At 62.9% G+C, this 12,414-nt stretch carries 10 protein-coding genes and 1 tRNA gene; 1 reads left to right on the top strand and 10 read right to left on the bottom strand.

The annotated features are described in order from the left end of the window. Nucleotides 1-96: 96 nt before the first annotated feature. Nucleotides 97-1,377 (top strand): MFS transporter, encoded by a 1,281-nt coding sequence (locus V9F06_06990; protein ID MEI2617369.1) that lies wholly within the window; start codon nt 97-99, stop codon nt 1,375-1,377. Between the two features lie 48 nt (nt 1,378-1,425). Here the strand turns inward: V9F06_06990 and V9F06_06985 are convergent, their stop codons facing one another. The 10 genes from V9F06_06985 to V9F06_06940 all read right to left on the bottom strand — a co-directional run bounded on the left by V9F06_06985 (nt 1,426) and on the right by V9F06_06940 (nt 12,314). Beyond that, nucleotides 1,426-2,778, bottom strand: a complete 1,353-nt coding sequence (locus V9F06_06985; GenBank protein MEI2617368.1) for a DUF4010 domain-containing protein — start codon at nt 2,776-2,778, stop codon at nt 1,426-1,428. A gap of 203 nt (nt 2,779-2,981) precedes the next feature. Next, nucleotides 2,982-3,055 (bottom strand) — tRNA-Asp (locus V9F06_06980). Nucleotides 3,056-3,092: 37 nt separating this feature from the next. Then, entirely contained in the window at nt 3,093-4,712 is a 1,620-nt protein-coding gene (locus V9F06_06975; protein MEI2617367.1) for a flippase, read from the bottom strand. A 3-nt stretch (nt 4,713-4,715) separates the two neighbouring features. Continuing rightward, nucleotides 4,716-4,883, bottom strand: a complete 168-nt coding sequence (locus tag V9F06_06970) for a hypothetical protein (protein ID MEI2617366.1) — start codon at nt 4,881-4,883, stop codon at nt 4,716-4,718. Beyond that, nucleotides 4,880-5,995: a glycosyltransferase family 1 protein gene (locus tag V9F06_06965; GenBank protein ID MEI2617365.1), complete on the bottom strand. Its 1,116-nt coding sequence runs from the start codon at nt 5,993-5,995 to the stop codon at nt 4,880-4,882. Before V9F06_06965 ends, V9F06_06970 begins: the two co-directional genes overlap by 4 nt. Before the next feature lie 4 nt (nt 5,996-5,999). After that, the gene (locus V9F06_06960) at nt 6,000-7,064 is read right to left on the bottom strand and encodes a lysylphosphatidylglycerol synthase transmembrane domain-containing protein (protein MEI2617364.1); all 1,065 of its coding nucleotides are present in this window, start codon (nt 7,062-7,064) and stop codon (nt 6,000-6,002) included. An 18-nt stretch (nt 7,065-7,082) separates the two neighbouring features. Beyond that, entirely contained in the window at nt 7,083-8,612 is a 1,530-nt protein-coding gene (locus V9F06_06955) for an O-antigen ligase family protein (protein ID MEI2617363.1), read from the bottom strand. Nucleotides 8,613-8,616: 4 nt separating this feature from the next. Beyond that, nucleotides 8,617-9,561, bottom strand: a complete 945-nt coding sequence (locus V9F06_06950) for a UDP-glucuronic acid decarboxylase family protein (protein MEI2617362.1) — start codon at nt 9,559-9,561, stop codon at nt 8,617-8,619. Beyond that, complete coding sequence (locus V9F06_06945) at nt 9,485-10,933, bottom strand: O-antigen ligase family protein (GenBank protein ID MEI2617361.1); 1,449 nt, start codon at nt 10,931-10,933, stop codon at nt 9,485-9,487. The genes V9F06_06950 and V9F06_06945 overlap by 77 nt, the downstream gene beginning before the upstream one ends. Continuing rightward, nucleotides 10,923-12,314: a hypothetical protein gene (locus V9F06_06940; GenBank protein ID MEI2617360.1), complete on the bottom strand. Its 1,392-nt coding sequence runs from the start codon at nt 12,312-12,314 to the stop codon at nt 10,923-10,925. Before V9F06_06940 ends, V9F06_06945 begins: the two co-directional genes overlap by 11 nt. Nucleotides 12,315-12,414: the final 100 nt, after the last annotated feature.

Here is a 12,414-nt window from a genome sequence, read left to right as displayed (position 1 = left end):
GGGTGACTGGCCCAGCGGTGAGACAATTGGACGACGCATCACGGCGGTCGTGAATGCGGGCATGACTGAGATGACTGAAATGGTGTGGGGGTACTGATGGGGGTGGGGGAGGAATCCGCGAGCTTGCTGGAAGGCGAGCTTCAACGGATCTATCGACGCACGCTCGGCGTCGTCGCGGCATCGCAGATTCTCGCGGGCCTCGGAATCGCCGCGGGTGTGACGGTCAGCGCGCTTCTGGCTCAGGACATGCTTGGGTCGACCGGGTTGGCAGGCCTTCCGTCTGCGTTCTTCACGCTGGGAGCGGCGATCGCGGCGTTTGCGATCGGTCGCCTCTCGCAGCGGTCGGGGCGACGAATCGGGTTGAGCGTCGGGTATCTGGTCGGCGCAGTTGGTGGAATCGGGATCATCGCAGCGGCGGTGACCGGCAGCATTGTGCTTCTCTTTCTGTCACTGATCTTCTATGGCTCAGGGATGGCGACGAACCTTCAGGCGCGATACGCCGGGACAGATCTCGCTCGTCCCGAACGTCGCGGGCAGGCGGTGAGCACGATCCTGGTCGCGACGACATTCGGCGCGGTGGCGGGACCGAACCTCAGTGGAGTGCTGGGCGACCTCGGTAAGTCAGTGAATATTCCTGAGTTGGCCGGCCCATTTCTGATGTCCGTCGTCGCGTTCGGTCTAGCGGCGGCAATCCTGTTCTTCTTTCTCCGGCCCGACCCGCTCCTGTCAGCCCGCCGATTCGAGTCGATTGTCGCGCCGCGCGTCGGCGGCGCATTCGACAGCGTCGCAGCAGTCGACCGCCGGCTGCTCGCCTTCGGGGCCAGCGTGATGGCCGTGACGCAGATCATCATGGTCGCGATTATGACGATGACGCCGGTCCATATGCGCGCCCACCATCATGGCCTGAGCGCGACAGGGATGGTTATCGCGGTTCACATTGCGGGGATGTACCTTCCATCGCCACTGAGCGGGTATCTGCTCGATCGACTCGGTCGAACGCCGATCATCATTGCGGCGGTCGTTATCCTGCCGATTTCCGGGTTGATCGCTGCGTTCGCGCCCACCGGCTCGGTGGCGACGCTGGCCATTGCGCTAGGGTTGCTTGGCGTTGGCTGGAACCTTGGGTTTGTCGCTGGCACTGCGATGATTACCGACGCAACCCCGCTGGCGCACCGCGCATCGACGCAAGGATCGGTTGATGTCGTTGTCTCGCTGTCCGGGGCCGGCGCTGGTGTGATGAGCGGTGTCATGGTCGCCACGACGAGCTACGCCACGCTGTCGATCGTTGGCGGGGTATTGGCGCTTGCCCTGATCCCGATCATTGTCATGTCCCAGACGCACGCGCGCCGCGCCGAAGAAGGGCATGCCGTCGCCTGAGCGCGCGGCCGGCCCGTGGGCGAGGGTGTTGCCGGATTCGGCGCCTGATCAGGCCAGAAACCCGAGCATATCCTGAATCAGCACCTGCACGCCGACGCCCGCGATGCCGATGAGCACGATTGACCCGGTGACCCAGACAAGCCGTCTGGTCAATCCTCTGTCGCCCGACAGGCGAGAGAACAGCAGCTGGTTTACGATCAGACTCGTTAGTGTCGTCAGCACGACGCCGGTGCCCGCGACGCTAGCGGAAATCGCCCCGGCGTTCTGCAGCCTGGCGGCCGAGGCAACTGAGCTGGCACTTGACACAAGTCCGCCAATGACGCTGACGACATAGAATCCCGCAGATCCAAGCGCGCGCTCTGCCAGCGTGCCGGCCACCTGGAGCACGAGGAAGAGAAGCCCGAACTGCAGCACCGACCGTAGCGAGAATGGTGAGTCCGGCGGGACGAGGTGCGCCTCCTCATCCGTCGCTGATGGGCCACCACGGTAGTACGCTGCGATGGCGCAGACTGCAATCATCAGTCCGAACGAAACCGCCGCCCCAGCGAATGCAGCAGGCGCGAGGAGTAGAAGCAGCCCGGCGTTGCGGAGGACTGTCGCGATCGTTGCGAGAATCACTCCGTGGAACGTGGCGCGAGCGTATCGCTGGCTGCCATCATGGGTGCGGCTGGCTAGTTCGGTGATCGCAACCTTGCTGTTGACGAGGCCGGCCAGGAATCCGGCGAGTGCTATACCCTTCGCTCCGTACAGTTTCAGCAAGACATAATCTATGAAGCCGATCGTCGCGATCAACACGACGGCTACCCATGCCGCCCGCGCGTCGATCAACCCCCAACGGTCGAGAGCGCCGGATGGCAGGGCCGGGTAGATGACGAACGCAAGGACGCCGAGAAGGATTGCGGCACGGAGCTCGGTCTCGGTCAGCGTGGCGCTCAACCCTCGGAGCCGCTCCTTCACCGCGAGCAACCCGACCGTCGCGACGGCAACTGCTGTTGGCGTCAGGGTATGACCCTGTCCTGCCAGCACGCCGACAAATCCGGTGACGATGAACGCGGACGAAGTCGTCAACTCGATCCGGCGTTCGGTGACCATGGTGTGCCAGTTGAAGATCACGACCTGAAGGGCAAGAAACCCCAGCCCGAACAACGCATAGCTGACGCCAAGCAATCCGCCAAGCCCGCCGATAAGCGCGGCGAAGCCGAATGTGCGAATCCCGGCTTCCTTGTCACGCCGTTCGCGTTCGAGGCCAACGAACAGTCCCAGAGCGATTGCCAGACCGAGGCGCTCCAGCACCGGGAGATACGGCCATAAGGATGACTGGCTGATACTCCGCGACTGGCTGAGCAGTAATCGCAGCGCCTGGCCATCAATTCCGATTGATAATCCGCCGAGTGTTGACATATACCCCCTCGAGGTCACTGCCAGAGGGTGTTGATTACCACCAATGAATGCGTTGGTCAATCCAGTCGTCGCGCAGAGCGACGCAAACAGGTTGACCTGGGAGGGTTCCGATGGCTGGGGGGACACACGGAGGAATGTGGCGGACGCGCGTGGAGGTGGCTGAAAATGACGAAGCCGAGAGTAGTAACTCTCGGCTCACAGGGCGGAAGCGACGGGATTCGAACCCGCGATCTCAGCCTTGACAGGGCTGCATGTTAGGCCGCTACACCACGCCTCCACAACACCGGAAGGATACACGGGCTTCGAACAGGGTGTCAAGGTTGACGCGGTCCTATGGCTTGCGTGTCAGTAGGATGCTCCCTCCGCGCGCGGCCGATCGCCCGTGCGAGGATATGGAGCTCGTCCGATCCGAGCACACGAACACCGAGAGACACGACGGCGAACGATGCCGCTGCCGCGGCGGCGCCGGCCACGGACCCAACGGTGCTTGCGATGATGAGGCCTGTCAAAAGAGCCACGGCGCCAGCGACGGTTGGCCGCCAGAGCCGGATTAGATCCTCCTGCCGCAAGGGCATCGCCGTCCGGCGGGTCGCGACGAGAAGCGCGAGGAAGATCACGAGCTCGGTGGCGACCGTGACGCCCGCGGCTGCCCGCGCGCCATATCGCGGGACCAATAGCAGATTCGCCACGAGATTAAACACGACCGCCGCGGTGAAGACTGGCACGATGCGCCGCTGTTCGTTCATCGCGATGAGAACATACTGGACGATGCCGTTCAGGAACGACAATGGCGCGAACAGGATCAGGATCTGAAGCAAGATAGCCGCCTCGGGCAGGTAGTCTCGGCCCGCGAGAATCCGGATCGCCAGGTCTGCGCCGCCCGACACAACTGCGACGATGCACCAGGCGAGCCAGACCAGTAAGTAGATTGCGAGACGCTGCACTCGTCGAAGCTGGACGATATCCCCGCTTCGCACCGCGAGAGCCGGGAAGACCGCTAGCGTGACGTATGAGGGGATAATTGTGACCAGGTTGATCAGCTTGTACGCGGCGTCGTAGAGGCCCAGCGCCCGGTCGCCTCGGAACGACTGGACGATGAAGACGTCCACGCGAAAGAACAGGTTGACCAGCAGTGCGCCGGCCAGGAGTGGCCAGCTTTCACGAGCGAGCTCGATGATCGTTCGGCGATCGAGCCGCCACGAGATGGGCGTCACGACGATCAATCGATACGCTCGCGCATAGAGCGCTGCGGACGCGATCGCCGCGACGATCGCGGCGACAGCGACGCCCACGACCTCGAGTCGTGAGGCGGCGAGCAGGATGACGAGCGGCGCGCGCGCGACACTGACCGTCACGTTGAGCCAGGCTGCGACTGTCATTCGCTCGAGGCCATTGAGGACGGAGTTCACTGCCTCGGTGAAGCTGCTTGGGACGATCGACACGAGGAGCAGCAGTGCAGCCAGCACGGTGTCGCCGGCCAGATCGCCGGACCTGTAGCCGATCGCCAGATAACCGCCTGCCAACAGCGACGCCCCGGTCAGGACGACGAGCCTCATCAGCGTTGTCGCGCCTGCAATACGGCCGGCTGCTGCCGGGTCGCGCGCGACATCACGGGTTGCAAGAAGGCTGAGACCGAAATCGGAGATCGTCTTGACATACAGCCAGACGATCACGGCCAGCGCGTAGCGTCCGTTTCCGGCTGGGCCGAGCAATCGAAGGAGGACGATCGCGACCGCCAGGTCGATCATTCTGACGACCAGCTGCGAGGCTATCGGGACAGCGCTGTTGCGGGTGATTCTGCGGACGATGTCCTCGTTGGCGGTAGCCCGCGCCCCGGGCGCCAGGCCGATCGTCCAGCCGCCAACGATCAGCGCGGCAAGAGCCACAGCGACTCCCACTACGATGGTGACGGGGTTAGCCAGTAGCGCGATCATCGGCTACCGGAGCCAGAGCAGAATCAGGATTGTCGCGCACATTGTCAGCAAGACGAAGTAGAACACGCCCGCAATAAGCAGAATCGACAGCTTCGCGTGTCGATCCCAAAAGGCTTGTGCTGACGGGTCGGTCCGCCGTAGCTCGTTCTGGGCTGGCTCGTTTCCGCTCACCTTCCGCCGCGCTTCGCTTGCTCATAGACTCGCCGCGTCTGTTCCGCCGTGTTCCGCCAACTATAGCCCGCCACTCGCGCGAGACCTCGTGACCGGAGGTCGGCCGGCAGATCAGTATCCTCCAGCAGCGCAGAAATCTGATCGGCGATCGCAATTTCATCTGCCGGGTCTGCGAAACTGGCGGCATCGCCGGCAGCTTCGCGAAGCGCGGGAATGTCACCCGCAACGACGGGCAGACCATAGGACATCGCCTCCAGTATCGGCAGGCCGAACCCCTCATACAAGGAGGGATAGACGAAGATCGTCGAACTGGCGTACGCCTGTGCCAGGTCCAAATCTCCGGCGTTTGGAAGCCAGCGTACCCACCCCTCAGCCTCGGCCGACCCGATCGCTTCGACGATCTCCGCAGAACGCCAGCCTGCCCTGCCGACGATGAGCAACTCGGCATCTCGCACGCGGTCGCGGACGAGGCGCATGGCTGCGAGCACGCCGAGATGATTCTTTCGTGGCTCGATTGTTCCGACCATCAGAACGGTTGCCCGCTCGCTCGCAGGCTCGATTGTGGCAACCGGCGGTCGCCTTACCCCATTCGGAATCGCGACGACGCGATCCCGAGTCTCCGGATAGGCATCGACGAGATCCGCGGCGACGGATGCTGACACGGCAATGATCCGTTGGCTGCGAGCGAGTGTTCTCGGTACCGCGGATGTGAGATAGCGGACGAGCCTCGGCTCTCCCAACTCGGGGACACGAAGATAGGAGAGGTCATGAACGGTCGTAACGATCGGTTGTCGTGATGGCGGGGCCACAAAATCGGTGGCATGAAAGACCTCGAAAGGGCGAGTGAACGACTCGACCGGAATCGGGATGCGAAGCCGTTGCCAGGCGATGGTGGTGGCGCGATATCCGCCGGGGATTCGCCGGAGCTCCCGCATCGCCCCCGGCGGCAGTTGATCCATGACTGCCCGTGCGGCGGATGGGTTGGCAGCACAGACAACCTGAACGTCATCATTTGCATTGAGGCTGACCAGCTCGCGCAAGAGCTCGCGGCTGTACCGACCAACACCCGCGGACTGCGTTGCGGCCGCGGTGGCGTCGTAGGCGATCCGCATGACGCTACTTACGCTTCGTGACCAGGTAGAGCAATCCACCGATGAGAATGACACTGTAACTGGCGATCGCGCGGTCGATGATCGCCACGGCAGTCGCCTGGGCCGCAGTCATGCCGAAGAGCTTCACGGCGAGGACCGTCCCGCCCTCGACGAACCCCATGCCGGCCGGCGTGAACGGAATCGTTGTCAGCAAGCTCGCGAGTAACGCCACGAAGATCGCCGCAGAGAATGAGAGATTCACGCCGATGGCCTGCGCGCCGAAGTACACACGGACTCCCTCGAGAATCCAGACGACGACCGTCAGGCTGGCCACTGCCAGGAATCCCGTCCTCGAGAACGACGTAACGATTCCCTCTGCGAGTGTCAGGTAACTATTGCGGAACCGACGTGGCACGAGTCGCTGCAGATGATGACTGGCTGTCATTAGAGCAAGGAGTCCGCCGAGGCCGATCAGGACCAGCACCGCGCCGACGATGAACCACGGCCGAAGGGACACGGGGATGCTTCCGTGGAACACGAACAACGCCGAGAGCATCATGATCATGACGAGCGCGACAACGTCGAGCAAACGTTCAGCGAAGATCGTGCCGAGCGTCCGGCTGAATGACGGCCCGGCGTGCTTCTTCAGGAGATACCCGCGGTAGGCGTCACCAAGCTTGGCCGGCACCACACAGTTCGCGAACCAGCCCAGGAGATAGATTTCGGTGAGCCCCTGGAGGTTGGGGATCGCGTATCCCTTGTCCTCGCTGATGCCCGCGTTCAACAACAGCCTTCGCCATCGTGCAGCGCGAAAAGGGAACGACCCGTAATACGCGGCAAAGGCCAGGAATAGAAGGGCCGGATTCGCGGTACGGATCTGACTCCACACATCGCCGATGTTGATATGCATCTGCGTGAAAATGAAGTAGATCAGAGCGAATGCGACGACGAAGGAGATGATCGTCTGCGGCGAACGCAGGCGCTCGCCAATGGACGGGGGGCGCGCCGCAGCGGCCGCCAGATCCGTCTCGAGCGTAAGTGCTGCAGATGAGCTCTGCTGATCGTCGGCGATCGATGCATCGTACGTCATCGTGGCGAGTATTCCACGTCAGTCGATTTCATGGACATCGGCCACATCCGGATCGCTACGCCGCCACATTCGATGGGCGACGACCGACATCGCCCAAGTGACGCTAATGAGGATCCCCAGATTCAACACGTGCAGATTCTCGAACACATTGTGAACGTAGACCGCCGTCATCGTGCCCGCCGATCCCAGTGCCACAAATCGCGCCATTGCATCGGTAGAGCGCAGAGCGACGATCACGGCGAGCACGAGGAAGCCTGTCGCCGTCGTCAGGTATGCGATCAGCCCGATTATTCCGGTCTCTGCGAGGGTGTGGATATAGTAGTTATGGGCGTGTCCCTGGGAGAAGCGGAACTCGGTCCGGACGAAATAGTCGGGGTATCGGGCATTGAAGTTTCCGATCCCGACACCTGTTAGCGGGTGATCCTCGAACATATGCCACCCCGCCTGCCAGTGTGCCATCCGTTCGACCACGGCGAAGTTGTCCGGAGTGATGGGGATGGAGGATGCGTCGAACGGTCGTGCCTCGTCGGCGATCGATGCCAGCCGGCCAGTCAACGTGGTTGGCGCGACTGTCATCACGACCAGACCGAGCACCAGCACGGCGGCGGGCGCCAGTGCTAGCGCAATGACGATCCGGCGACGTAAAGCCAGTAACCCGGATATTCCAAGCCCCGCCGCAACCCCCACCCAAGCGCCACGTGAGAAGCTGATCAGTACCCCGAGCAACATCACGCCGGCCGACCCGCCGAGGACGACTGCGAGCGCGACGGCGCGCGCCAGCTCCCAACGCTCGCTGCGGCTTGCCGCAAAACCTCCCAAGCGCGTCTCGCGATAGCGGCGGGCCCGACTCCATGACACTGTCAGCATGTAGACGCCCAGCCAGAGCGCAGGAAAGAGCGAAATCTCCAGATAACCCGCGAAGGAGTTTGGCCTTCCGAATGACCCGTAGGCGCGAGAGATCGATCCGGCTACCGCGAAGCTTGCTGGCCCGAATCCGATCAGCCCAAGAACGGTGCCGGCCATTGCCTCGAGCGCCCCGACGAGCGCGATAACCAGAATGAAAAGGATCAGCCTCCGACGAGGGCTGTCTGCCAGGAACTGCATGGCGAGCATGAAAGCAATGAGTGCGATGACCCACCGGAAGACTTCCGCGCCACTTGCGTGTGGGTCGCGGGCGACAGGGATTGTTGCGATCATCCAGACGATGAGAACGAGGAACGGGACCATCAGACGCGTTCCTCGGACTGGCTCGCGCTGAACCAGCAGCGCCGCTGCCCAGGTAGCAAGCGCAATGATCAACGCAGCGCGGGTCGCCGTTAACCCGGCTACTGCGCCGATTTGCTGGATCGGCACGCTGGCGACCAGCAGCGCCACTCCAAGCCAGGGATGACGGAGCGAGATCGCGGCAAGCAACAGGATTCCGGCGACGATCGGCATGAGCAGCGGAGAGATCCAGGCGCTGGAAACGACGAGGAGGCTTGCGCCGACGCCGACTATCAACGTCGGCCGCTCGATCGGGCGCTGAAACAGCACACTCGCCGAGATCATCGAATTAGCCCGTGACGCGCTCGACCGACCGGAAATAATCGACCGTTTGTCGAAGGCCCACGTCTAGTCCGACCTCCGGCTGCCATCCAAGTAGCCGGATTGCCTTCGAAATGTCGGGTCGCCGGCGCTCGGGATCATCCTGCCGGGCGGGCTCGTAGCGAACGCCTGCGTCGGAGCCGCAAAGGCGGGTGATGAGCGTGGCGATTTCCATGACGGTCCGTTCGTCGGGATTTCCGAGATTGATTACCTCTCCCGTCGTGCCGGGCGTATCCATCGCCAGCCGTAGGCCACGCACGAGGTCGGACACGTAGCACAGCGATCGAGTCTGGGATCCATCACCGAATACGACAACTGGCTGGCGTTCTTCCGCGAGTGAGATGAAGCTTGGGATGACTCGTCCGTCGTCGGGATCGGTGCGCGGCCCGTAGGTGTTGAAGATGCGAACGATTCGCGCGTCGAACCCCCACTGACGGACGAACTCCATCGTGATCGACTCGCCGAAGCGCTTGCTCTCGTCGTAGCAGGAGCGGGGACCAACCGGGTTGACGTTACCGAAGTAATCCTCGGTCTGTGGGTGGACAGCCGGGTTTCCGTACGCTTCGCTCGTCGAGGTGAAGAGGAATGATGCGCCAGCGCGCTGCGCGAGCCGGAGCATATTCAACGTCCCGACGGAGTTCACCAGATGCGTCTCGATCGGGTGGCGCATATAGCCGACCGGGCTGGCCGGGCTGGCAAGATGGAAGACCTGATCGACGCCATCGACTTCAATCGGCTCGATCACGTCATGCTCGATCACGGTTAATCGTGGATGGTTCACGAGGTCTTGCAGGTTCAGCCATCGGCCGGTGATGAAGTTGTCGAGGATGATGACCTCATGACCGTCGTTGAGCAGACCCTCGCACAGATGGGAACCGATGAAGCCAGCTCCTCCGGTCACGACTACTCGCATCGTTGGCTGAATCCTCTCCGTCTGCCGGGTCGGCACGTCCGAACGCGAGCCAGCCGAGCACCCATGCGCTCATCGCCAGATCGTGGGCGAAGTAAGCATTATCCACCAGTCCGTGGACGACAACCGCAACAAGCCCGACGCCGGCCGCCAGGGGAACCATGTCACCCATGCCGGAACCGACTGTAAAGCGCCACCCCGCGCGGAGACAGGCGATCGCTGCCAGTATGGCGAAGGCGAGGCCGATTATACCGAGGCGTACCCAGAAATCGAGGATGAAGTTGTGCGCATGTGCGGTGAACCGCTCGCTCCAGGCGACTGGATTCACATAGCGTGGCAGGTATGCGTACAAGAACTGGTCGTTGCCGTACCCCCGGATCGGCCGATCCGCGATCATCCGCAATGCTGAATCCCAGATTGCCAGGCGGAGTGAGCCGCTGCCGCCAGAGAACAGGTCGAGCATACGCTCGCGGGCGACGATCAGCAGACCAGCAAGGCCGAGAGCGCCAGCGGCGTAGCCCGTTGCCCGCAACCGCGGTGGCGCGTGCCAGAGTATGAGTAGACCAGCGATGCCAGCCGCCATGATCGCTCCGCGAGAGAACGTTGCGACAGTGGCCAGACCAATGACGACCACGACCGGTGTCAGCCATCGGCGTTCGCGACCGTCGAGAGCCCACCAGGCAGCCGCGAAGGCGAGCGCGCGCGCCTGATAGATCGCCAGCGAATTCGGGTGTTGATACGGTCCGGCGATGCGATGCGTTCCCTCGACAACGACGCCGCCGCCGGTTATCAGGTCGCCGATCCCTTGCATGCTGGCGAGTGTCGCTCCGGCTAGCAGCGCAAGCCCGACCAGTCGCGCGTGACGGCGCGCCGTAAGCGTGAGAACGCCGATCAGGATCAGCGGCTCGGCCAACGTCCACCGCCACTCACGCAGGCTCTCGGCGCGATGCAGTGGATCATATGGCCAGATCGCGAGGACCAGACCAATAATCGTGACGCTGAGGGCCACGATCACCAGCGGCGATCGAAAGGTATCTCCCAACGACGTCAGGGTTCCCCGTCGACCGGGACGATCAAGCACGAGTGATCCTGCTGTGCGTACGCCGACCCCGACCGCGGCTGCCACCAGAAGGAGCTCCGACGCAGGGACTACCGCCTGTGCGAGTGATAACGGGTGATAGAACCACGGCAGAGTGGCAATCGAAGCAGCCGCAAGACCGACCGGGGAGATCACCGCAGCGACCATCGCAACGAGCACGATTGCGACAATCGCGAAGGCGGGCGCGTTCACGATACCTGCCCCCGCGACTGAGATCATCGCGCCGAGCGCGACAATGACATCCCGGTGGAGTGGCGGCCGCGAGCTATCGGTCAAACACACGTGGATGTCCGTCCGCCGCGCGGTGTGGCCGGCGCGTTTCGCGCTCGCGGATAGCGTGGATGCTTGCGAGGGAGCGTTCGGTCAACGCAGCGGTCGCGACGAGGAGGAAGACGAGGACCGCCAACCGAACAACCGGGGCTGGTGTTGCGTGGCCTGTGACCACGAAGCCAGACACCGACACACTCTGGCCTTTGGCTTCGTCAATTGCAGTCCTCAGGACGAGGCGGTGTCGCGCGGCGGGTAGGCCGCTTGCAAGCTGTATGGTCGTGTCCTCTGCCTGCCGATACTTCAGGTTTCGGGAAACAGTTGGCTCCGTGGAGGGGTTGTCATTCGGCGGGTCGATCCAGGCCAGCAGTTGGCCAGCGTCGGGGGATGTCAATGCCTGGACAAACAGGTTCGTCCCGACGAACTCGATCGAGATCGTTGCGTCAGTGGTCGTTCGGGCGTATTGCGCCGTTCCGACGGTCGAGAGAATCCAGTCCCCTTGAGTTGTAATACCGGGCGCAGTGACACTCGTGAAACCCTCGGGTAATGGCGATCCGGGAAGGTTCAGCCCGGTGAGTGACGCACGCAGGGCGGACGACTCAACCTGCCGTTCGGGCTGTACGATGACCAGCGACAACGCCGCGAAGCGGGACATCAGATCCGTCGCGGCAACACCGAATGCGCTGTCGGGTGGATGGGTGATTCGAATGACTGCGCCGGAATACCGGTTGGTCGGCGGGCGCGCCGCCAGAATATCAGCTGCGTCGATCGTATCGGGTTTCGGAAGATCAAAGAGCGTCAGTGGCGCGCCGGAAGATAGCGGTATGAGCGTGTTGGAGGGCAACACGGGGCGGTCGCTCCCTCGTATGGCCCGCGAGATGTCGGCATGCCAATCGGGGATTTCATCTGCCAGACCGCAGCCCAGTACATAGGCGATCGCGCCAGGGTAGCGCTCGGCCATCGCCTCCGTGACCTTCTGAGCCACTTCAACGCCTGTGCCTGGCAGGGCCGGCTTCGAAAGACACGTAGCCAGGGGGACTCCCTGCGCCGACTGAACCATCTGGTCCATTGCTGCGAGGGCGGCCGGCCGGGCATCAGTTTTTGTCAACGCAGAAACGATATCGGCATCGACCGGGACGATCACCATCGCGTAGGGGTCAACGCCGCCGGATTGGAGCCACTGGACGGCCTCGAGCGAGCTATACGCGCGGAGATCCAGCGCGACGACCTTGTGGCGCGAGAACGGCAGTGGCGCGTCGGGAACAGGCGAGATAACCGATCCTTTGACGCTTCGCTCGGCCAGACCGAGTGTCACGAATCCGACACAGCATACGACGATCAGCGTCCAGGCAACCGCGCGTCGAACCTGCGGCGAGATGTCCGCGATCATCGGTACGATGCGATCGCGAAACCGATGGTAACGTGACTCGTTTTGGGTGGCAGGCTTGTGGTTCGCATGGACTGGCGATTATACCAATGACTGGCCGGGT

Source organism: Thermomicrobiales bacterium, from assembly GCA_037045155.1.
Taxonomy (GTDB): Bacteria; Chloroflexota; Chloroflexia; order Thermomicrobiales; family CFX8; genus JAMLIA01.
The sequence above is the reverse complement of the archived record's forward strand: the minus strand, read 5'-3'. Positions and strand labels throughout refer to the sequence as shown.

Excerpts from the sequence above, each read along its gene's own strand:
- V9F06_06990 (MEI2617369.1), top strand. The coding sequence starts at position 97 with ATGGGGGTGGGGGAGGAATCCGCGAGCTTGCTGGAAGGCGAGCTTCAA.
- V9F06_06985 (MEI2617368.1), bottom strand. The coding sequence starts at position 2,778 with ATGTCAACACTCGGCGGATTATCAATCGGAATTGATGGCCAGGCGCTG.
- V9F06_06975 (MEI2617367.1), bottom strand. The coding sequence starts at position 4,712 with ATGATCGCGCTACTGGCTAACCCCGTCACCATCGTAGTGGGAGTCGCT.
- V9F06_06965 (MEI2617365.1), bottom strand. The coding sequence starts at position 5,995 with ATGCGGATCGCCTACGACGCCACCGCGGCCGCAACGCAGTCCGCGGGT.
- V9F06_06960 (MEI2617364.1), bottom strand. The coding sequence starts at position 7,064 with ATGACGTACGATGCATCGATCGCCGACGATCAGCAGAGCTCATCTGCA.
- V9F06_06955 (MEI2617363.1), bottom strand. The coding sequence starts at position 8,612 with ATGATCTCGGCGAGTGTGCTGTTTCAGCGCCCGATCGAGCGGCCGACG.
- V9F06_06950 (MEI2617362.1), bottom strand. The coding sequence starts at position 9,561 with ATGCGAGTAGTCGTGACCGGAGGAGCTGGCTTCATCGGTTCCCATCTG.
- V9F06_06940 (MEI2617360.1), bottom strand. The coding sequence starts at position 12,314 with ATGATCGCGGACATCTCGCCGCAGGTTCGACGCGCGGTTGCCTGGACG.